16 protein-coding genes are annotated in these 22336 nt (G+C 33.1%); 7 read left to right on the top strand and 9 right to left on the bottom strand.

The features are described 5' to 3' along the window. Positions 1–27: 27 nt before the first annotated feature. From ACFWV9_RS04980 to ACFWV9_RS04955, 6 genes are all read right to left on the bottom strand, one after another. A complete protein-coding gene (locus ACFWV9_RS04980; RefSeq protein WP_411894135.1) occupies positions 28–1065 on the bottom strand; it encodes a vWA domain-containing protein in 1038 nt (345 codons plus the stop codon). Continuing rightward, a complete protein-coding gene (locus ACFWV9_RS04975; RefSeq protein ID WP_411894134.1) occupies positions 1058–2062 on the bottom strand; it encodes a vWA domain-containing protein in 1005 nt (334 codons plus the stop codon). Before ACFWV9_RS04975 ends, ACFWV9_RS04980 begins: the two co-directional genes overlap by 8 nt. Beyond that, the gene (locus ACFWV9_RS04970; protein WP_411894133.1) at positions 2062–3756 is read right to left on the bottom strand and encodes a hypothetical protein; all 1695 of its coding nucleotides are present in this window, start codon (positions 3754–3756) and stop codon (positions 2062–2064) included. Before ACFWV9_RS04970 ends, ACFWV9_RS04975 begins: the two co-directional genes overlap by 1 nt. Before the next feature lie 6 nt (positions 3757–3762). Then, positions 3763–4629 (bottom strand): DUF58 domain-containing protein, encoded by an 867-nt coding sequence (locus ACFWV9_RS04965; protein WP_411894132.1) that lies wholly within the window; start codon positions 4627–4629, stop codon positions 3763–3765. Positions 4630–4723: 94 nt separating this feature from the next. After that, entirely contained in the window at positions 4724–5725 is a 1002-nt protein-coding gene (locus tag ACFWV9_RS04960) for an AAA family ATPase (RefSeq protein ID WP_411894131.1), read from the bottom strand. Positions 5726–5875: 150 nt separating this feature from the next. Continuing rightward, a complete protein-coding gene (locus tag ACFWV9_RS04955) occupies positions 5876–6682 on the bottom strand; it encodes a DUF4382 domain-containing protein (RefSeq protein ID WP_411894130.1) in 807 nt (268 codons plus the stop codon). Positions 6683–6867: 185 nt separating this feature from the next. On the opposite strand from ACFWV9_RS04955, the gene ACFWV9_RS04950 reads away from it, so the two are divergent. Genes ACFWV9_RS04950 through ACFWV9_RS04940 form a run of 3 tightly spaced genes read left to right on the top strand, consistent with a single transcriptional unit; the run spans position 6868 to position 9652 of the window. Then, the gene (locus ACFWV9_RS04950; protein ID WP_411894129.1) at positions 6868–7731 is read left to right on the top strand and encodes an aldo/keto reductase family oxidoreductase; all 864 of its coding nucleotides are present in this window, start codon (positions 6868–6870) and stop codon (positions 7729–7731) included. Between the two features lie 10 nt (positions 7732–7741). Next, positions 7742–8491 carry an SDR family NAD(P)-dependent oxidoreductase gene (locus ACFWV9_RS04945; RefSeq protein ID WP_411894128.1) on the top strand — a complete coding sequence of 250 codons (750 nt, stop codon included), beginning with the start codon at positions 7742–7744 and terminating at the stop codon, positions 8489–8491. A 27-nt stretch (positions 8492–8518) separates the two neighbouring features. After that, a complete protein-coding gene (locus ACFWV9_RS04940; RefSeq protein ID WP_411894127.1) occupies positions 8519–9652 on the top strand; it encodes an ATP-binding protein in 1134 nt (377 codons plus the stop codon). Positions 9653–9870: 218 nt separating this feature from the next. Here the strand turns inward: ACFWV9_RS04940 and ACFWV9_RS04935 are convergent, their stop codons facing one another. The 3 genes from ACFWV9_RS04935 to ACFWV9_RS04925 form a co-directional block, all read right to left on the bottom strand. Beyond that, positions 9871–11064, bottom strand: coding sequence for a DUF1501 domain-containing protein (locus ACFWV9_RS04935; RefSeq protein ID WP_411894126.1), 1194 nt, complete (start codon positions 11062–11064; stop codon positions 9871–9873). Between the two features lie 17 nt (positions 11065–11081). After that, entirely contained in the window at positions 11082–12452 is a 1371-nt protein-coding gene (locus ACFWV9_RS04930) for a DUF1800 domain-containing protein (RefSeq protein ID WP_411894125.1), read from the bottom strand. 142 nt (positions 12453–12594) lie between these two features. Further along, entirely contained in the window at positions 12595–14148 is a 1554-nt protein-coding gene (locus ACFWV9_RS04925; RefSeq protein ID WP_411894124.1) for an aldehyde dehydrogenase family protein, read from the bottom strand. A 121-nt stretch (positions 14149–14269) separates the two neighbouring features. Here ACFWV9_RS04925 and ACFWV9_RS04920 point away from each other — a divergent pair, with 121 nt between their 5' ends. The 4 genes from ACFWV9_RS04920 (at position 14270) to ACFWV9_RS04905 (ending at position 22333) form a co-directional block, all read left to right on the top strand. Next, positions 14270–15352 (top strand): isoaspartyl peptidase/L-asparaginase family protein, encoded by a 1083-nt coding sequence (locus ACFWV9_RS04920; RefSeq protein ID WP_411894123.1) that lies wholly within the window; start codon positions 14270–14272, stop codon positions 15350–15352. 180 nt (positions 15353–15532) lie between these two features. Further along, entirely contained in the window at positions 15533–21103 is a 5571-nt protein-coding gene (locus ACFWV9_RS04915; protein WP_411894122.1) for an alpha-2-macroglobulin family protein, read from the top strand. Positions 21104–21173: 70 nt separating this feature from the next. Further along, positions 21174–22022, top strand: a complete 849-nt coding sequence (locus tag ACFWV9_RS04910) for an SH3 domain-containing protein (protein WP_411894121.1) — start codon at positions 21174–21176, stop codon at positions 22020–22022. Positions 22023–22024: 2 nt separating this feature from the next. Continuing rightward, entirely contained in the window at positions 22025–22333 is a 309-nt protein-coding gene (locus tag ACFWV9_RS04905; RefSeq protein ID WP_411894120.1) for an antibiotic biosynthesis monooxygenase family protein, read from the top strand. The last annotated feature ends 3 nt before the right edge of the window (positions 22334–22336 follow it).

Here is a 22336-nt window from a genome sequence, read left to right as displayed (position 1 = left end):
CTTTTGTCAGAGTGCGTTAAAGAATAATTAAAAGTTCTCATTAAAAAGGTTTAATTTTTTTAACCATGCGGTTTTTCTTTCCAAAAGGAAAATATCTATAAACAACAAAAAAATACCTAAGCCTAAAAACCATTGAAACTGGTCTTTAAAGTCTGCAATTTGCTTAGATTCGAATTCCTTTTTATCCATTTTATCCAGAAGATCCTTAATGGAATCTACCACCTCTGTTGTATTACTACCATTAATGTAAATGCCATTAGTTTCCTCCGCGATCTCTCTCAAAGTAGTTTCATCTAATCGTGTAATTACTGTTTCTCCGTTTTGATCTTTTTTATAATTTAAGATTATGCCATTTCTTTTAATTGGGATTGGTCCTCCTTTAGCATCACCAACACCAACAGTAAGAATTCTAATCCCTTGATCGCTAGCTTCTTCCGCTATGTCTACTGCCTCTCCTCCATGATCCTCACCATCTGATATAATAATTAATATCCTATTGGTTTGTTCTTCATCATCATAATAAGTTTTTGCCAATTGAATAGCTTCGTGTATTGCTGTTCCCTGTGAAGACAACATATCAGTATTCATGTTTTGTAAAAACATTTTAGCCGAAGCATAATCTGTTGTAATAGGTAACTGTGGAAAAGCTTTACCTGCATAAGCAATTATTCCCACACGATCACTCGCTAAGCTATTAATGATCTGAGTAACCAATTGTTTTGACTTTTCTAATCGGTTTGGTGCAATATCTTCAGCCAACATGCTTTTTGAAACATCTACAGCGAAAACAATATCCACACCCTGACTCCTAACTGTCTCTAGTTTTGTCCCTATTTTTGGATTTACAAGGGCTAATGACAAACATGCAAAGGCACCACATAAGACTAACACCTTTAATATGCTTTTAAATAATGATTGGTTTGGACTTAATCTTTTAAGTAGGTGGCTATCTGCAAATCTTTTCTGTGCGGAACGTCTCCATATTTGCAACAAAGTAAATAACAATATAATTACTGGTATTACCAGCAATGTCCAAAACCATATTTTCTCATCTAGTCTAAACAAAACTTCTAAATATTGTATTTCTAAGAATTAGTTCTAATATCAGTAATAGTCCAGCAAGAAGTACCAGAGGTCTATATTTTTCCTCATAGTTATAATACTTCTTTTCTTCTATTTCAGTTTTTTCAAGCTTATTGATTTCATTGTAAATTTCGGCTAACTTTTTGTTATTTGTTGCCCTAAAGTATTTACCACCTGTAACATCTGCAATTTCCTCTAATAATTCTTCATCAATTTCCACTTGTTGTCTTCCATATCTAAAAGTTCCATTAGGGTTTATTGAAATAGGAGAAAGAGCCATACCATTGGTTCCTAAACCTATGGTGTATACTTTAATACCATATTCAACGGCCAGTTCACTTGCTATTTTAGGGTCGATAAAACCTGAATTGTTTACACCATCAGTAAGAAGAATAATAACTTTACTTTTTGCCCTACTATCCTTAAGTCTATTTACGGAAGTAGCGAGTCCCATTCCTATTGCTGTGCCTCCTTCTATAATGGTATTATACTTTATATCTCTTAAAGATCTTTGAACAATAGACTTATCACTAGTAATTGGTGTTTTTGTATAAGCTTCACCGGCATATTCTACTAATCCTATTCTATCATTTGGCCTACCATCAATAAAATCTGAAGCCACTTGCTTTAATGCTTCTAGTCTATTAGGCCTTAAATCTTTTGCAAGCATACTTGCAGAAACATCTATTGCCATTACAATATCTATACCTCTAGTAGTCTTGGTTCTTGTTGAAACATCTACAGTCCTTGGTCTTGCAATTGCAGTAATTAATAACCCTAATGCTATTAATCGCAATGCAAAAAGTATATGTTTAAACTTAGACCAAAAAGATGACACCAATTTAAACCCTTTAACACTAGACATCTTTAATTCGGCTGTCTGTTTATTATGCTTAAAGACATACCAAACTATTGCTAGTGGGATTAACAATAGCAACCAGAATAGTTCTTTATTTAAAAATTCAATATTCTCAAACATTAGTTGTCCTCTTCTTCGGGTTCATCTGGTTTTAACTCTATCGAATCAATTATACGTTGTACCATTTCATCTGCATATTCATCATTATCTGGCCAAGTAATAATTATTTGTTGTAGTACATTTTCATTTGAAAAACTGAATAGCGCATACTCAGCATTAACAATTTTATTTGTATTTGGAATAACAATATTAAATGTCCCAAAAGTTTTAAGTCCTTCCGCTGCATTTGGTGTTATAAACTGATCTCGTTTCACAAGAATATCTCTTGCCCCTTTAGATTCAAATCCTTTTATACTTTCTTCTGAAACCCTAAATAAATCGAATGTTGGGTTCTCAGTCTCTTTTGTCTGAGGTGTTTGTTTTGGAACATTAAGAGTTGTTGTATTTACTGCTACACTGAATATATCTAGCATTGTACCGTAAACAAAAGTGGTCATACTCATTTGTTCTTTGGCTTCCTCAGGTAAAGGAGAATCAACACGTTTTAGAACTCTCGGAGTTTCAATCCATACAGGAGGAAAGCCGTAGGCGCTTTCAACCCAATTACCCTCTAAAAGTTCTTTACTCTCATGTCCAATAATTGTATCCTTTACAAATCCAAATCCATATTTAATTCCAAATCCTACAAATGTTGCAATAATTAGAAATAATGAAATAGCTACAGTAAGGATTATTTTATTTCGCTTCCTCTTGCGCTCCTGTGCTTCTTTATATTGCCTATCTAAAAGTTTTTCTTCTTCTGATGGTTCTGGCAAACTAGCTTTAACATTATCTATTTCTTTAACAATAATATCTCTATCCATTTCTGCTAAAGCAGTATCTGGCTTAGACTTGGCAAATTTTACCAAATCTGCACGCTTAAGGATAGATTGTAGATTGTTTATAGTATCCTTCTTTAAAGGTACTTGATTACCATCTTTTAAAAGTTGAAGTCTTAAAATGAGTTCATCTGTTGTGCTTTCCATTGCACGATTGTATACCTTTTCATCTAAGTATTTACGAATAATCAGCGTAAGCTCAGAATAATATTTTTTAATTTCAGATTTTATTAAATACTGATTCTCATCTAGTTTCTTAATTGCCATTTTAGCACGGTCATAAGGAGGTAAAAGTGCAATCTCCTCTTCTTCTGTTAAGGGCTTTTTTCGCCAAATAAACCAATACAACAAGAAGGCAATTAGACCAATTGCAAACAATGTTATTAATAAATACTTCCACCAACTTCCTCCTGATTTATCAACTTCAATTATTGGCTTAATATCATACAAACCTTGTTTGGTAGTGTCAACTTCAATAGTATTAACCATTACTTTCAGTGAATCGGTGAAGAATGGTTTGTCGCCTATAATTATTTTTTGACGTGGAATTGTGTAAGCACCAGAATCAAACTGAGTAAGTTTATATATTCGGGATAACAAAAACTTGGCATCGTTTTTTGTTGTATCAATGTCAGATGCTTCAACAGCCTCTAATGGCAAAAATGTTTGCCCCTCTGGAAAAACAACTAATGAAGAGGAATCTGCCTCAACATTTATTTTGTAACTAATTTGTTCGCCAATCCTTATCTGAGTGGTATCAACTTTTGAAGAAACTTGTCCGAAGGAAACCAAAGTATAAAGAGCAAATAACACAAACAAGATCAATTGTTTAGTCCTGTATTTAATCCCATTCATTATGTATTCCTCGTAATTCATCACTTCCTATCCTCTTCTTTTAAAATACCCTAAGAGTTTCTTTACATAACTCTCATCTACTCTACAATCAATTGTACCAGCTCCAGATTTTGTAAAACTATCTTTAAAGTAATTGACTTTTGCTTTATAAAACTTCTCGTAGTTTGTTCTTACATTCTTCGCTGCTGTATTTACCAACAATAATTCTCCAGTTTCCTCATCCTCCATTTGTACCATTCCTATGTTAGGAATTGTTGCTTCATGTTTATCATAAATTCTTATTCCTGTTATGTCATGCTTGCCTGCTGAAATCTTAAGGTTGTGTTTATAATCATCTGCAATAAAATCGGACAAGACAAATACAATGGCCTTCTTTTTCATAACATTTGATAAAAACTTAAAGGCCTGACTTACATTGGTGTTTTTACTTTTAGGCTTAAATTCAATTAGCTCACGAATAATTCTTAACACGTGCGAACGTCCTTTTTTTGGTGGAATGTATAATTCAATCTCATCCGAAAAAAGAATGAGACCAATTTTGTCATTGTTTTGTGTTGCTGAAAATGCAAGAGTGGCGGCAATTTCTGTAACTATCTCATCCTTAAATTGATTTTTAGTCCCAAAAAATTTACTGGCTGAAACATCTGCCATTAGCATCATTGTAAGCTCTCGTTCTTCTTCAAAAACTTTTACGAATGGCTCATTGTACCTGGCTGTGACATTCCAGTCAATATTTCTTACATCATCTCCAAATTGATACTGTCTTACTTCAGAAAAAGTCATACCTCTTCCCTTAAAGGTTGAATGGTATTCTCCTCCAAATATATGATCAGACAACCGACGTGTCTTAATCTCTATTTTTCGTACTTTTTTAAGAAGTTCCTTGGTATCCATTTCTCAGTTTACAGTTGATAGACTCAGTTTTCAGTAAGTTTAATTCAGCATATTTTCGCGCTCGAACGAATTTTACTGAATACTGTGAACTCATTTATGGTACTTCGATTTCGTTTACAATCTTATTAATTATATCTTCTGAAGTAACATTTTCGGCCTCAGCCTCATAAGTGATTCCTATTCTATGACGTAATACATCATGTACCACAGCACGAACGTCTTCTGGAATAACATAACCTCTTCGTTTTATAAAGGCATAACACTTTGCCGCAATTGCCAAATTAATACTTCCACGAGGTGATGCCCCAAAAGAAATTAGAGGTTTTAAATCCGCTAGATTATACTTTTCTGGATAACGTGTGGCAAAAATTATATCGAGAATATATTTCTCAATTTTCTCATCCATATAGACCTCTCTTACTGCTTCTTGTGCACTAAGAATTTGTTTTGATGAAACTACAGGATTCACTTTGTCGTAAGTGCCTTTTAAATTTGCTCTTACTATTAATTGCTCCTCATCCATTTTGGGATAGTCAATAACAGTTTTAAGCATAAAACGATCAACCTGTGCTTCTGGTAAAGGATAGGTTCCTTCTTGCTCAACTGGGTTTTGAGTTGCCATAACTAAAAATGGCTTCTCAAGTATAAAAGTTTCATCACCAATGGTAACCTGTTTTTCTTGCATAGCTTCTAACAATGCAGATTGTACTTTTGCAGGAGCTCTGTTAATCTCATCTGCGAGAATAAAATTCGCAAATATTGGACCTTTCTTTATTGAAAAATCATTTTCCTTAATGTTGTAAATAAGGGTACCTATTACATCTGCTGGCAATAAGTCTGGTGTGAATTGTATTCTGCTAAAACTAGCGTCGATTGCCTTTGATAGAGTGTTAATTGCTAAAGTCTTTGCTAAACCTGGCACACCCTCAAGTAAAATATGACCCTGACCAAGTAGACCAATTAACAAACGTTCTATCATATGCTTTTGACCTACAATTACCTTATTCATTTCAAAGGTTAATAAATCAACAAACGCACTTTCTTTTTCAATCTTCTCGTTAATTGATTTGATATCAATTGTACTCGTTTCTTCCATGTTTTAAGGGTTTAATATCGAAACTACTTAATAATAAAATTTTCGAAGATGCAAAGTGTTAAAATAATTTGTTAGTTGCTGTTAACAATTGGTTAAAAAAAAGCGCGATATTCCAATAATAACGCGCTTTTCAATAAAATTTTGTTAACACTACTGCAAGGTAATACTACCCACGTCGATTACATCGCCAATTGTGACCTCAATATTTTCAATAATTTGAACATTTAACATAGAGTCATTGTCTGGAGTAATCGTTAAAGTATAAATGCCTTCTGACAATCCAGGAATTTCAAAATCACCTTCCGCATCAATAAAAGTTGATGCTGTTTCAGCACCGTTTGACGCCTCAATTTCAATAATAACATTACTAGGTTGAACGTTGCCTATAATTGTCCCAGAATTTATTTCTAAACTTGCTCTTAAAACAGGCTTTAAATTATAATTTCCTGAATTTCCGGCCATAACAATTGATTCATCAACATCAAAATCTAAAACAAAATCATAGTTAAACCCAGCAAGAACTTCCTGATTAACCATCACTTTCAATCCTGATTGTTGAGCACTTGGTGTATTAAGTGGAATTGGTTCAGATTGGCCTTCAATAACCAAAGAATTCTCTTCTCCCAGAATTAATCTAATCTGCTTAATTGTTCCACTTTCTATTTCTTCATTATCTACGAGTTGCAAACTTGTCCCTCCGGTTAATTCTAATAAATCATATATGCCAGGTTCAACTATACCGACAGAATCCCAACCACTTTCATCATCTTGAGAATCAGAACCCTCATACTTAATCATAACGTCTAAGATTTCTACATAGACATTTTCATAATCGCCAGGTTCATCAACTAACCGAATAGATAAAGTCCCCTTCCCATTAATATCATCATTACTAGAATCATCACAGGAAATAAAAATCAGCGTAAATAATATTAAGAAGTATTTCAAAAATTTCATATTGATTAAATTTATAATCTATGTTTAATTACGTTGAATATAACTATTTTGGATTTCAATAATCATAAAATTCTTTTTTTAATTTCAATTAGACTTAATGGCATAATCTTCTTTCCATAATAAGAACAAAATCTATCTATTTTATTTACTTTTAATACCGCTATTAACCTAAAAACCACTTTAACTTGAAATATTCTAAAATTATTGCCGGTACAATGACCTGGGGCAGTTGGGGCAGGAAAATGTCTAAAAAAGAGATGGAATCACTTATGCACCATTGTATTGCTCATGGCATTACCACCTTTGACCATGCAGATATTTACGGTGCATACACTACAGAATCTGATTTCGGAAAAGCATTTGCCAACTCTGGTGTAAAGCGTGAAGATATTCAATTGATTTCTAAATGTGGCATCCAATACGTATGTGAAAATCGCGATAATAAAGTTAAACACTATAACTACAACAAAGACTATATTATTTGGTCTGTTGAAGAATCCTTGAAAAATTTAAATACAGAATATTTAGATTTACTGTTACTCCATAGACCAAGTCCATTAATGGTTGCTGAAGAAATTGCTGATGCTATTACTGTTCTCAAAAAAGATGGTAAAATTAGAGATTTTGGTGTTTCAAATTTTACACCTTCGCAAATGGATATGGTAGGTCTTCGGATGGATATAGATGTTAATCAAATAGAGTTTTCTCTGACTAATCATTCAGCAATGCACAATGGTACATTAGATTATATGTTAACTTGTGGCATAAGGCCTATGGCGTGGTCTCCATTGGGTTCAGTTTTCAGAGAAGATAATGAACACACAAGACGAATTCATAAACAACTCGGAGCACTACTAGATAAATATAAAGCTACTGAAGATCAACTGCTGCTAGCATGGACACTTAAGCATCCATCAGGTATTATACCTGTTGTAGGTACAACCAACAAGGAAAGGTTAAAGCTAGCTATGGAAGCCACAAAGATTAATCTTGAACTAGAAGACTGGTTCTTAATTTTAGTAGCTTGTCAAGGGCATAAAGTACCATAATAAATAAATTATGAAAAAAACAGCATTGATTACAGGCGCAACTAGTGGTATTGGACGTGCTACGGCACATGTTTTTGCAAAACATGGTATTAATTTAATTCTCTGTGGTAGACGCCAAACAAGACTTGATAGCATTGAAAAAGCACTTTCTAGAGAAACGGATGTACATACTTTAAATTTTGATGTGCGCAATAGAGAAAAAACATTAGAAGCAATTTCTTCAATACCTAAAGAATTTAAAACTATCGACATCTTAATAAATAATGCTGGTAATGCTCATGGATTAGACCCTATCCAAGATGGGAGTCTAGACGATTGGGATGCCATGATGGATATAAATGTAAAAGGACTATTATATGTAAGTAAGGCCATAATAACTGGAATGACTGAACGTAATTCTGGTCACATCATAAATATTGGTTCGTCTGCAGGTAAGGAGGTATATCCAAAGGGTAATGTTTATTGTGCCAGTAAACATGCCGTTTTAGCGATTACCGAAGGAATGCGAATTGATCTTAATCCATTTGGCATTAAAGTTAGTGCTATAAATCCAGGTTTGGTTGAAACCGAATTTTCTGAGGTTAGGTTTAAGGGTGGGGCACAAGCAGATAATGTATATAAAGGTTACAAAGCGTTACAAGCCGAGGACATTGCTGAAATAATTCATTTTGCAATTACAAGACCTGCACATGTTAATCTAGCTGATGTTCTTGTTTTCCCAACAGCTCAAGCTAATTCAACAACTTTAAAAAAATCTTGAGCATAACCTGTATTACCTTGTTGTAATATGATTAATAAACGTCTTCTTATAAAAAACTTACTCGCTCATAATGATGAGAATAGTTTCTATGATAAAAAAAGAAAGGTAGATATTAGTTATAAAGAGGGTAAGGCAAAATTTCTAAAACATATCTGTGCGTTATCTAACAGCAATCCAAAAAACAACTCATACATAGTTATAGGAGTACAGGATGAGGACAATAAAATCATCGGAACTGATTTTTTTGATGATAGTAAAATTCAAAATCTAATAAATGCCTACCTAACTAATCCACCAATAGTTCAATACGAAAATATACCTTTTCCACATTTACCTGATGATAAGGTAGTCGGTCTTGTCACGATAAGACCGATCGATAAAATTACATCCCTTAGAAAGAATATCTGGAAATATTATGGTGGTTCTGTTTTTTTTAGAGATGGTAGTATGAGCATGCCTAAAGTCTTTGACATAGAAATCAAAGATGTAAATTCTAAAATTGTTTCAGCAATTGAAAATCACGCTCAAAACAACATAAAATTAACCCTGGATGGTGTTTTTGATTTTCTAAACAAGCGTCAGGACTATAATCCTCAATACAAGGTATTTAAAGAGTATTTTGTGCTGTGTTGGTCAGGTGACGAAAAAAAGGTTAAAGAAGAAGTGTTTTTTTCAAGAGTTGATATTGAGCTAATAAACGAACAGGTTCGGTTATTTTATTCAGCATTAGATGAAGTTTCAATAACTTTTGATGATCACTCATTCACTATTATAGAATATGTAAGACTTGGTCTTCAAAATTCATTTAAATATTATAAACTTGAAGAAACAACTATAAGTTTTGATAATAATGCCAATTATTCTATAGATGCCAATCTTATTTTTGAACCACCACAATTCAATAGAAAGGTTTTACATCATATTTATAATACCAATAATTCAATTTTAGAAAAATTAGAAAAAGGCATAAGTTTAGCTAATCATGAAATAGCTGACCTGGAAAATTTAGCAGCTAGTTATCTCATTTGTTACTTAAATGGTTTTGAAGATGCACTTCCAAAGTTAGATTATGCAAAACCCTATATTAAAAAATATAGTAATACTCTTTATAATTCATATAAGGAGACTATTCGTATTTTAAGAAAAGTAAGGTATAGTTGAGTTTAATCGGTAATTTTAGTTGTTTTAACCGTCTTTCTTGCATGTTATCGATAATTCAAGTTAAAAATTACACGTCATACATTTTTTTTAGCCATTCATCATAATTTTTATCCTGAGATAATTTTTATGTGCATCTTTGATGTGCTATTAATCAATTTATACAAACCTTGCAGCAATAGGATTAAATCCTTTTTGAGGCAAGGTTTTTTATTTGTGCTTTAAATAAAGTTTAATTTACTGAATGATTTATTAAGGATTCTTCTATCATCAACTTCTAACCAATTATTTAAAATTGTGGCGTAAACCTCCCTAAAATCAATTTCATATTTTAAATCACCATTATCATCCAGGTCCTTTAAATTGGCTAATTGATTATAAAACCCTGCTCTTTTTAAATTTTTTCCAATAACAAAAATGTTGTTTGCAGCACCATGATCGGTACCATCACTAAAATTCTGCTCAACACGTCTTCCAAATTCAGAAAAGGTTAGAATCAGTGTGTCCTTAAATGTGTTGTTTTGCTTTAAATCTTTAACAAATGCATCTACTGCTTCTGCATAAACCTTTAGTAAGTTTTCATGCTTATTATTTTGAAACGCATGGGTGTCAAATCCGTTTAGAGTTGTATAGTATACACTCGTATCTATTCCAGAATTAATAAATTGACCTACAACTTTTAATTGAGAAGAAAGACTAGATTTTTTAGGATAGCTCTCAGACAGTTTAGAATCTAATGTTTTTTCATAGAGGTATCTTGCAGATGATTTAGCATCTATCATTGTTTGATATAAATAACCTAAGTTGTGTTCAGTTAAATGACTATTATCGTAATGAGATAAAATAGAATTGAAGTCAGATTCTTGCAATGATCTATAAAGTTGTTTAGCCTGCTTTGTGGCAATACCATTTAATCTTTCCCCTCTTAAAGCTAAAGCTAAATCGTCATCAATTTGAATAGCGTTATATGGCTTTCTTCCATAATTATCTAAATATCTACCTATCCAACCAGACTCCAATATGTTTTCGTGATCACTTGCCGTATGCCAAATATCAGTTGAAGTAAAATGAGAACGGCTAGGATTTGGATAACCAACATTATTTATAATACTTAAATGACCATCATCATAAAGTCTTTTTAAAGGAGCTAAACTCTTATGAAAACCTATTTCATAATTTAATTTAATAGTATCACTTTTTCTAATGGCAATTTTGGGTCTAGCATTGTAGTATATGTCGTTGTTTATAGGTACTATGGTGTTTAGCCCATCATTACCACCCATAAGATGAATGATAACTAAATTTCTATGACCAAATTTATTTGGAAATACACCTTCAAATGCCTTCAAGAAGCTTGGTACAAATGCCATACTAGTAGCGAGTGCACTATTTTTTATAAAATTTCTTCTTTTCATCTATCTCTCATTTATACTTAACACATTTGATATTCTGGCAGGGACATTAATTTTACTAAATTCTTTTTGCTAGGACGTTTACCAAAACCTGAAATATAACGTTTAGTCCCTTGATTAATATCACATAATATTAATGTGTCTTTTAGTGTATTTAGCGATACTTTTTTAACGCTTTTTCTATATTTCTTCCAATCTACATACACAGTTAATTTTTCTTGATATTTATTCTTAACGGACACAATCCGTAAGTTCTTTAGATTACCTCTATATTGGTACGTATAGCTTTCTTTTTCTAAAATCATTGAAGGCAATTTTATACGCAACATCAAACTATTGGTTGTTATCCAATATTTACCTCCTTTCCATCCTGCAACATTTGGTGGAAATAACAGAAACTGATCCAATAAATTCTGCAACCTATATAGTTCGTTGCTCTTAGTAAAATATACCGGAACTAATCTATGAATTCCAATGAGTAAATCAATTGGTGATTTGATTTTTGTGCCAATATTTATATCATCATAAAACCAATCTGATGAAAAAACAAAGCGCATAAGTTTCTCAATATCATAATCGCCATAAAAAACCTCAACCATTCTATTAATGTGGTCTTCCTTAATATCGGAGTTCACAAAATAGGCATAGATTTTTTCGCAAATATGTTTAGCACATTGCTTTTGACTTAATATAATATCTATAATATCATCGCCATCAAATCTTCCTGTCTCACCAAAAAATTTCTTAGACCCATTGTCATGTCTAACCCTAATATATCTGAAGCTTCCATCGAATTTGTAATGATAACCAGTAAAGGCTCTTGAGCATTCTTTAATATCCTGCTCAGTATAATTGCCTTCTCCAAGTGTAAACAACTCTAAAAGTTCTCTAGCAAAATTTTCATTAGGGCTATCTTTTTTATTTTGATTTAAGTTTAAATACTTAATCATTGAGGCTTCTTTAGAAATTGCCTTAACAAAATCACCAAAATTACCTAATGCATGAGTCCTTAAAGTAGTGTTATATTTTAAGATATGATTTGTCGCCAAATCCTTGCATACAAAATGATTGGCCCAAAATAATGTCATACGCTCTCTTAAAACTCTTGGTGTTGTTTCAAGTCTCTTTAACCAAATAGTATTTAAAATTCTTGTTTCTTCTCTATTTCTGCTTAAAAGTTCCATTCGTTTATCCTTGCTGTTCTTCAAGGTACTTTGAGGATAGAATTTCAAATAAGAAAGATCTTTCTCTAATGGTACAATATCACGCGATTCTTGAAACAAATCATTAACTACAGTTTCCTTACTTTGCTCTGAAACCGTAAGTAATTCTTTCGGCTTTAAGCCGAATCCTGCTCTCCAATACAGATGAAGTACGTGTCTTTGTTTCATAGTAATATGACCATTAGATCTATTAATAGTTTAAAATACAAAAATTAACAGAACTCTTTAATTTCTTTATATAAGAGTCATCACTATCAAAAAAGTCACATCCTAGGATGTGACTTTTTAAATAAATTTCTCAGATAAAAAACTATAAATCAAACTTAATACCTTGAGCTAATGGTAAATCTGTAGTATAATTAATAGTATTGGTCTGTCGTCTCATATAAATCTTCCATGCATCAGAACCAGATTCTCTACCACCACCTGTTTCTTTTTCACCACCAAAAGCACCTCCAATTTCAGCACCAGAGGTACCAATATTTACATTAGCAATACCACAATCAGAACCTCTTTGCGATAAGAAACGCTCAGCTTCTCTTAGATTGTTTGTCATTATTGCTGATGATAGTCCTTGAGCAACGCCATTCTGAATGTCTATGGCATTCTCAACATTTCCTGAGTATTTTAATAGGTATAATACTGGTGCAAATGTTTCATGCTGTACAATTTCAAAATGATTTTTAGCCTCGGCAATCGCTGGTTTAACATAACAACCAGATTCATAACCTTCACCTGACAATACACCGCCTTCAACTACTATATTTCCACCTTCTTCAATTACCTTTTCTAAAGCATGCTTGTACATTTCTACTGCATCTGTATCAATTAAAGGTCCAACGTGATTATTCTCATCAAGTGGATTTCCAATTCGTAATTGTTTATAGGCATCTACAACAGCGTTTTTAACTTGGTCGTAAATAGATTCATGAATAATTAAACGTCTTGTACTTGTACAACGTTGACCGCAGGTACCTACTGCACCAAAAACAGCTCCAATTACGGTCATTTTAATATCGGCATCAGGCGTTACAATAATCGCATTATTCCCACCTAATTCTAATAAGGTTTTACCTAATCTACCTGCTACTTCTTTAGCAACAATTTTACCCATTCTTGTAGAACCAGTAGCAGAAACTAAAGGTACTCGGGTATCTTTTGTCATCATTTCACCAACCTTATAATCACCATTGATTAAACAAGAGATGCCTTCTGGTAAGTCATTGTCTTTTAATACTTCTGCAATAATATTTTGACATGCAATACCACAAATTGGAGTTTTCTCACTTGGTTTCCAAATACAAACATCGCCACAAACCCACGCTAAAGCAGTATTCCAAGACCAAACGGCTACAGGAAAATTAAATGCTGAAATTACACCAACAACACCAAGTGGATGATACTGCTCATACATTCTGTGCCCTGGTCTTTCTGAATGCATCGTTAAACCGTGTAATTGTCTAGAAAGCCCAACAGCAAAATCACAGATATCAATCATCTCTTGTACTTCTCCCAATCCTTCTTGGTAAGATTTACCCATTTCATAAGAAACAAGTTTTCCTAAGGCTTCTTTCTTTTCTCTAAGTTTTTCACCGAACTGACGTACTATTTCACCACGTTGTGGTGCAGGCATTAAACGCCAAGCTTTAAAAGCTTCTATTGCTGTGCCCATTGCCTTTTCATAATCCTCCTTTGTTGTTGATTTTACAGAAGCAATTAAAGCTCCATCTACAGGTGAATACGACTCGATAAGTGGTCCGTTTGAGAAATTGTTAGACCCTGTTGAAGTACCTTCATTTATAGCTTTTACACCTAACTGTTGTAAAGCTTCATTTATTCCGAAATTGGTAGCAACTGCTTCCATATTGACTTAGTTTTTGTGAATTATTAAATTTTAATGCGAAGTTACTAATAAATTGTCAGTTTTACTTGAGGCTCTTCACATTAAAATGTAACTTTATTGCACCAAAAAATACTATCTTCATATGAAAAAACATATTATATTTTTACTGGCCTTAGTGGTTTTTTTTAATTGTAAAAATGAGTCAACAAATAATACCGATTTGTCATCAAATAACAAGTCCCAAAAAACGACTGAAAAAGCTGAATTTGCCATTATAATTCATGGTGGTGCTGGTACAATTTTAAAGAAGAATATGACACCAGAACGAGAAGCCTCTTTCAAAGCTAAATTAGAGGAGGCCATCAGAGTTGGACACAATATACTTAAAAATGGAGGCAGTAGTTTAGATGCTGTAGAGAAGACTATTAATGTTATGGAAGATTCTCCTCTTTTTAATGCTGGTAAAGGTGCTGTTTTTACGCACGCCGAAACTAACGAATTAGACGCCTCCATTATGGATGGCAGAACCTTAAATGCTGGTGCATCAGCAGGTACAACAACAGTAAGAAATCCTATTAATTTAGCGAGAGCTATAATGGAAAAATCAAATCACGTTATGCTATCTGGCAAAGGTGCTGAGACCTTTGCTGAAGAGCAAGGCTTAACCTTAGTTGAACCCGATTACTTTTTCACTGAAAGCAGGTTTAATGGTTTAAAAAGAGTTAAAGAAAAGCAAGCCAAGATTGAAAAAAATACTGATACGGAATCAGCGCTTATCAATTTTTATAATGAAGACATTCAGAATTCTAAATTTGGAACTGTTGGCTGTGTAGCGCTTGATAAAAATGGAAATATCGTTGCTGGAACCTCAACAGGTGGTATGACAAATAAGCGTTATGGAAGAATTGGAGATGCACCAATAATTGGATCTGGCACGTATGCCAATAATGCGACTTGTGGTGTTTCAAGTACAGGTTGGGGAGAATATTTTATACGTGCTCAAGTCGCACACGATATCTCAGCATTGATAGAATATAAAGGCCTTTCTCTACAAGAGGCAGCAAAAATTGTACTCGATAAAGTTAAAGCCTTAGGTGGTGATGGTGGAATTGTAGCACTTGATAAAAATGGCAGCATGGTTGCAGAATTTAATACTGCTGGTATGTACCGAGCTCAAATGAATGATAAAGGAGAACTCAATATTGGTATTTACGAGAAAGAATAGTTTTTAAATCTATCATTCTTCAATTGGTATTTCTTTGATTAAGATAAAGGGTTCATTAACTTTAAGAACAATTTAACAACGGCTAAAAATCTAAAAGCTCAAAACTAGGCGTACTTAATTAACAAGAAAGTACCTACCTCTCTTTTTAAGTCGAAGTTTCATTCTAAATCCATCAACCCTATGCAGATCAAAAAGTATCTCGCTTTTGTAGTCATCTTGACTCTAGCAATTTCGTGTAAAAAAAAGCCTGTTGAAACAGATAACATTTTTAAGTTTAGGGATTACATAAGTTATACAACTTCAGGTTTGGTCTCTGTTGTTGAGCCTATCAAAATAAGCCTAACCAATGACGTTGATGGTTGGGAGGCTAATGAAGAATTAGATACAGACTTACTTAAATTTTTGCCTTATGTACAAGGTAAATTACAAGCTTTAAATAACCACACTATAATATTTACGCCAAATGAACCACTAGAACCATCTACCGAATATGCGGTAACAGTAAATCTTAACGATATTTACAAGACTGTCCCACAAGAATTTGAAGACTATACGTTTCAATTTAAAACCATAACACCAAGTTTCAATATTATCACAAACAGTCTCCAATCCTATAGTAAAGAATGGCAATATATTTTAGGCCAATTGAGGTCTGCAGATGTTATTTCATTAGATGATGCAAAAACTTTAATCGAAGTTACACAAGATAAAAAAGATTTAAAGCTCATTTGGAATGAAATAGATGAACAATCAAAATACTTTGAATTCAGAATTGACAGTATTAATCGTCAAATAGAAGACAGCGAGCTTAGTGTCTCATGGAATGGAGATCCTATTAAAGCCGAAAATAAAGGAGCGAATTCTATACTCATACCGGGAATAAACAACTTTGCAGTAGTTGAAACTCAAGTTATTCAAAACCCAGAGCAATATTTATCTATTAACTTCTCAGACCCTTTAAAACGGCAACAAAATTTTTCAGGTTTAGTAAACATTCAAGGTGTTCAAAATCCTAAATACATTGTAAATGGAAACGTTTTAAAAGTTTACCCCAATACCAAATTAGTTGGTGAAATTCAAGTCGATGTATTTACTGGAATTAAGAATACCGATGATTTCAAATTAAAAACACCATTTTCACAACAATTAACTTTTGAAGAATTAAAACCACAAGTTAGGTTAATAAGCAATGGTTCAATATTGCCAAATTCAACAGATTTAAAAATCAATTTCGAAGCGGTTAACCTTAAAAAGGTTGATGTTAGAGTTATTAAGATTTTTGAAGATAATGTATTACAATTTCTTCAAGAAAATAATATGAATAGCAACTACGAAAACTCCATTAAACAAGTTGGTCGTAGAATAGCTAAACAAACAATCACACTAATTCAAGATGAAGCTCAAAATACTGGTAAATGGAAAGCATATAGTATCGATTTAACAAACTATCTGCAAGCAGATCCCGGAGCAATTTATAGAGTAGAACTCAGTTTTAAACGCAGTTATTCATTATACGACTGTACTTCAAATTCTGAAACTACAGATATTGATGAAGATGATTATTATGAAGACTATTATGAAGAAGAAGTCTACGCATCACAAGAATTAACTCCTGAAGAAGAGGATTTGTTAGAAGAACAATATTGGGACAACCTAAATTACAATTACAGAAATTCTAATTATAGATGGAGAGATAGAGAAAATCCTTGCACAGATTCTTACTTTAATTACAGAAATAGGTCAATTGCGCTCAACTTAATTGGTTCTAATATTGGCGTAATAGCAAAGCAAGGAAATGACAATAATTACTTTTTTGCAGTTACTAATATCTTAAATACTAATCCAGTTTCTAATGCCAACATAACGCTTTATAACTATCAACAGCAAAAACTTGCAGAAGGTCAATCTAACAGCGAAGGGATTGCAAAAATGGATGCAAAAAAACGTGCAACATTCGCAATAATAACAAAAGGGAAAAGTAAAAGCTATATCAAACTATTTGATGGTAATTCACTCTCTATCAGTAAGTTTGATGTTTCCGGTAATAGGTTACAGCGTGGCCTAAAGGGTTATATATATGGAGAGCGCGGTGTTTGGAGACCGGGCGATAGTTTATTCCTCACGTTTATTTTAAATGACAAGGCTAGTAAATTACCAAAGAGACATCCTATTAAATTAGAAATCACCGACCCAGTAGGTAAACTGGTTTACAGAAAAATATCACAAGACAATCTTAATAATTTCTATGATTTTAAAGTGCCAACATCAACAGATTATAAAACCGGTAATTACAATGCGAATATCTCAGTTGGTGGTGCTTCTTTTTCAAAAGCATTGAAGATAGAAACAGTTAAGCCCAACCGATTAAAAATAAGGGTTGATTTTAAAGAAGAGGTTTTATCTAAAGAAAATCCATTAAACGGTACGTTGAATGTTGCGTGGTTGCATGGAGCTCCTGCAAAAAATATTAAAGCTGAAATTAAAGGCAAATTTACGAGTACCAATACAGCGTTTAAAGACTATAAGAACTATGTTTTCAATGATCCAACACGAAAATTCAATACCGAAGAGTCTAATATTTTTCAAGGGTATTTAGATGATCGTGGTAATGCCTCTATTGATGCAGAATTAAATGTAGGTAACAATGCTCCAGGTATGTTAAATGCTCAATTTTTAATACGAGCATTCGAAAATGGTGGTGACTTTTCACTAGATGCATTCACAATACCTTATGCACCATATGAATCTTTTGTTGGGTTAAAATCTCCCAAAGGTAATTATTACGGTTCCTATTTCACAGACGAAAATCACACTTTTGATGTCGCAACTGTAAATGCGCAAGGCAAAGCAACATCTAGAACAAACCTAGAGGTACAAGTCTACAAAATTGAATGGCGCTGGTGGTGGAATTCATCTTACGACAATTTATCAAGTTATATTTCAAGTAGTTACCACAGACCTGTTCAAGAATTTAGTATTAATACCGATAGTAATGGAAAAGGAAGTTTTAAACTTAAAATTCCAGAAAATGAAAGAGGAAGGTACCTCATAAGAATATTAGATCCAGAAAGCGGTCATGCAACAGGTAGAACAGCATACTTCTATAAAAATTGGTGGTCTAATGCGCCTTCAACAGATAAAGAAGCAGCAAAAATGCTAGTGTTTTCAACAGACAAAAAGAATTATAATGTAGGTGAAACTGCAAAGCTCACATTTCCATCTGGTTCTGAAGGACGAGCACTTGTTAGTATAGAAAATGGCTCTAAAGTAATTAATCATAAATGGGTAAAAACAAAACCTGGAGAAACAACAATTGATCTACCTGTGACTCCAGACATGGCTCCAAATGTGTTTATAAATATTTCGTTGTTACAACCACATGCCATAACATCTAATGACTTACCCATAAGGTTATATGGTATTATACCAATGATGGTTGAAAACCCCGAGACAAGGTTAGAACCACAAATCAGTATGCCAGATGTCATTAAACCAAAGCAGAATTATGACATAAAAATCTCTGAAAAAAACAATAAGGCGATGACTTATACTATTGCGGTAGTGGAAGAAGGCTTATTAGATTTGACACGGTTTAAAACACCAAATGCTTGGAATAGTTTCTATTCTCGAGAAGCTTTGGGCGTAAAAACTTGGGATGTTTTTGACGATGTAATAGGTGCCTACTCAGGTAGTATAGATCAAGTATTTGCAATTGGTGGTGATGGAAATGCTACCAAAGGAAAAAACAAAAAAGCGAATCGTTTTAAACCAGTAGTTACATATTTAGGTCCGTTTTTACTTGGTGCTGGACAAACCAAAACCCACAACCTTAAAATGCCTAATTATGTGGGCTCAGTACGTGCTATGGTTATTGCTGGTAATAACAATTTTGAAGCATATGGCAGTGTAGAAAAATCTGTATTAGTTAAAAAGCCATTAATGGTTTTGGCGACGCTTCCTCGCAAATTAAGTCCGGGTGAGAAGGTTACATTACCAGTTACAGTTTTCGCGATGGAGAAAAAGGTTGAGACTGTAAATTTAGAACTTAAATTGAGTGATGGAATTACTATAAAACGTAATAAAACCCAAACTCTAAATTTCAGTAAGCCGGATGAACAAATGGCTTATTTTGAATTAGATGTAACCAAGGCCAAAGGCATTAACACTATTGAGGTTATTGCAACAGGTAATGGTGAAAAATCAACTTATAAAGTTGAGATAGATGTGGAAAACCCTAACCCTTACACCTCTCGCTTGGTTGATAAAGAACTATTAGGAAAAAGTACAACAGATATTAAATTTTCCACTTTTGGTGTGTCAGGAACGAATTCTGCTACCATTGAATTTTCAACCTTACCACCAATGGATTTTACAAAACGCCTTGGTTATTTAATAAGATATCCTCATGGCTGTGTAGAACAAACCACATCTAGTGTTTTTCCGCAATTATATCTAGCTGATATTTTTGACTTAACAGATCAAAAGAAAGGACAAATTCAAAGCAATATTGAAAATGGTATAAAACGACTTGGGCAGTTTCAACAGCCAAGTGGTGGGATGAGCTATTGGATAGGCGAAAATTCTGCTAATGATTGGGGCACAAGTTATGCTGGCCATTTTATGATCGAAGCAGAGAAAAAAGGATTTGTTTTACCATTAACATTTAAAAGCAATTGGATTGCCTACCAGAAACAAGCATCAAGAAATTGGAGACCAAGCTACAGTTATCACAATGATTTAGCACAAGCCTATCGACTTTATACCTTGGCATTATCTGGTAGCCCAGATTTGGCATCCATGAACAGATTGAGAGAATTCGAAGAATTATCAAATGATGCTAAATGGCGTCTAGCAGCAGCCTATGCATTGGCAGGTCAGAAAGAAGCTAGTGAACGAATCGCAAATGAGGCCAATATTAACTTTGAAACTGATGAGGACAATTATTATACCTATGGCTCTGTAAACAGAAATAGAGCCATGGCATTAGAGACTATGTTAATTATAGATAATGCCAAAAAACATGATCTGGCAAAACTAATTTCTAAATCACTATCTAGTAAAGATTGGATGAGCACCCAAACCACAGCTTACAGTTTATTAGCAATGGGTAAAATGATAAAACAAAATGGTGGTAAGGCATTTAATCTTACATATTCTATTAATGGTAAAACTGAAACAATAAATGCTAAAAGCGGTATTGCACAGCGCAACATTCAAGTTGTTGAGGGAGTAAACAGTATTTCAATAAACAATACAAAAGACAATGTTATCTATGCTCGTATAATAAATTCAGGTAAATTGAAATTGGGAGAAGAAATTGCTGAAAAACGAGGATTTTCAATTTCAACTGAGTATAAAGACTTAAAAGGAAACAAAATTGACGTTAGAAATCTTCAACAAGGACAAGATTTCGTTGCAACAATAAGTATTACAAATCAAACTAGTAGTAGGGTAAAAGATATTGCATTAACACAGGTTTTCCCTTCTGGTTGGGATATTGTGAATACAAGATTTACGGACTTTGGTGACACAACTGTTAGCCAAGCAAGATATACAGACATAAGAGATGATAGAGTTAACTTTTATTTTGAGATGGACCGCAAAGGTAAATACGGAACAAAGACATTTAGTGTAATGCTTAATGCATCATATCTCGGTAGCTATTATTTACCAGGAACACAAGCTGAGGCCATGTATGACAACAATTATCTTGTTAGAAATATTGGCCAATGGGTTACCATTAACAAATAAACATATTTCATAAACTAAATAAATCCAGAACAAAAACCGCAAATAATGTTCAACACAAAAATTAGAAATTATGAACTTTTTAAAACAAATTTTAGCACTTGCATTAGTTATTAATGCTACACTTTTATGTGCACAAGAACAAGCTTATGTTATCGCGGACAATGGATTATCAATTAGAGAAAAACCTGATGTTAACTCAGAAAAGATAGGACGACTTAAATATGGTGAATCTATTGAAATATCAGAAAATACTGGCGAAAAACTAGTAATTGTAGATAGTGGAAAAACTGTTTCAGGCAATTGGGTAAAAATTAAAACAAGAACTAAATATGGCTATGTGTTTGATGGCTATTTAGCTAAAGAATTAACGAATAGTATTGAAGCTGATTACAAAGGCTTAAATATAAAAATTAAGAATCTCAAAAGTACAGATGAATTTAAAGTAAAGTCATTTTTTGACACAGACACTGTTTATGTTGATGTAGAATTAGGTGATACTCCTGAAGGCAAAACCTTATTACTTAAGAATAAGAATTATAAAAGAGTTAGTATCTTTCAACAATTTGAAAACAGTATTTCAATAACAAATGAGGGACCTCATTGCGATCTAACAGAATGGAAACATTACTATTCTAGATGGGAGCCAATTGAACAGATTAATCGTGGAACGTATAAAACGCTTTCATACAGCGAAGAAGATTGGTCTAAGTTTATTGATGTTTCAATGAACGATTTGAAACAAGAGATATTGGACTATTGTGGATTAGAGTGGGTTAAACATTTAAAAGATGTCAAATCAATTAAAGATTACCCGATTTCGGTTTCAACAAGTAGAATATTCTTGAAAATATTAATTACCGATTCTGATGATAATATCACAGAGAAAATCATTGAATTTAAAATACCCATGGGTTGTTAATTATGAATAATTTAAAACCATATTTTGCTGTAATATTTACTTCAACACGTACAGAGAATACTAACGGCTATGCAGAAATGGCACATAAAATGGAGTCATTGGCTAAGTTACAACAAGGATTTCTTGGCATGGACACAGCCAGAAACGAAGTAGGTATTACAGTAAGCTATTGGGAAAGTTTAGAAGATATTAAAAATTGGAAGCTAAATTCAGAACACCTATTTGCCCAAAAATCAGGTAAAGAGAAATGGTATAATTGGTATAATGTTAGGATTTGTAAAGTTGAAAGAGAATATGATTTTAATAATTAAAGT

It is taken from the genome of Winogradskyella sp. A2 (assembly GCF_046762865.1).
Taxonomy (GTDB): Bacteria; Bacteroidota; Bacteroidia; order Flavobacteriales; family Flavobacteriaceae; genus Winogradskyella.
Note: the sequence above shows the minus strand (reverse complement) of the source record. Positions and strands in the feature narration are given on the sequence as shown.